This is a genomic window from Mesorhizobium sp. M4A.F.Ca.ET.020.02.1.1 (genome assembly GCF_004022645.1).
Lineage (GTDB): Bacteria > Pseudomonadota > Alphaproteobacteria > Rhizobiales > Rhizobiaceae > Mesorhizobium.
This window is the reverse complement of record NZ_RZOI01001192.1, coordinates 1-1003: the sequence shown is the minus strand read 5'-3', so window position 1 is coordinate 1003 and position 1003 is coordinate 1. Positions and strand designations below refer to the sequence as shown.

Here is a 1003-nt window from a genome sequence, read left to right as displayed (position 1 = left end):
GCCATGTCGAACACCTTGCCTTGCCACCAGTCGGGATAGCGGCCGGTGAGGTGCATCGCCCATTCGGCGCCCCCCGCCCTGGTCTTGCCAAGCTGATTGCCTGCCATGAACAGGCGCTCGCGGTTGGCAGCGCCCGCGGCATGGAACTGCGCCTGCCTGGGATAGGGCCGGTAAGCGGCCAAATGGTTAGCGCGGCGCCGGCGCTCCAGCTCCGTCAGCAGCGCCAGATACTCCGTCCCCAAGGAACGGCCTGACGATCGCTTCGAGGGCGCGGATGCGGGCGCGGATCTCCTCATCGCTCAGTGTGTCCAGAGTGTTGGTGTGGGCATCAGAATCCTTCGGGCCGGGCAGCACCGACAGCACGATCTTCAGATACTGGTCGGGCTTTTCCGCCCTGACCTTGGCGATGACGCCGGCGCCATGGTCACGGAAATCCTGGCGCAGCGCGGCGGCGAAATCATCGCCGATGGTCTTTTTCGCCCGCTTCGGGCGGACGGGAACGCCTGCCGGTTTCCGCGCCCGGCGCGAACGCGACGGCGCGTCAGCCATGGGACGCCGCCGGCTCGCTGCTGCCGGGCACGGCGGCGGGAACGACCGCCGACTTCGACGGCCTGGACCGCGCGACGGCGGGCTTCCGGCGCTTGCCGGTTTTGGCGCGCCTTGGCTTGGTCGGCTTGCGCGCCGGCTTGGGCGCCGCGCTCTCGGCCGATGCCGCCGTGCCGGCCGGCGCGGCTTCGATCTGGACGGCGGCTGGCTCGGCCTTGCCCGGCCTCGCCGTGCTGGCAATGCCGATCATCCGGCCGCCCTCAGCGCCGTTTGGAAAGCCGAAGCCGCCGACCGCATCGACCGGCCCGCCGCGCACCATGCCGATCAGCACGCCGGGCGCGACCTCCTCGACACGGCCGGAGCGCAGCGGCTTGGCGGTGCCTTCGAAGACGCCGATGGCGCTTACGACGTCGTGTCCGTCGTCAGCGGTGATGATGGTGGCATAGCGGGGCATGGG

3 protein-coding genes are annotated in these 1003 nt (G+C 70.4%); all 3 read right to left on the bottom strand.

Translation table 11 applies throughout. From position 1 onward, the window contains the following. Positions 1–296, bottom strand: a 296-nt coding sequence (locus EN742_RS35975; protein WP_210214515.1) for a terminase family protein, incomplete at its 3' end; no start/stop codon positions are given. Further along, positions 187–549: a hypothetical protein gene (locus tag EN742_RS35970; RefSeq protein ID WP_126055209.1), complete on the bottom strand. Its 363-nt coding sequence runs from the start codon at positions 547–549 to the stop codon at positions 187–189. The genes EN742_RS35970 and EN742_RS35975, both read right to left, overlap by 110 nt. Further along, on the bottom strand, positions 542–1003 hold a 462-nt coding region (locus EN742_RS35965), incomplete at its 5' end, for a hypothetical protein (protein ID WP_348632882.1). The genes EN742_RS35965 and EN742_RS35970, both read right to left, overlap by 8 nt.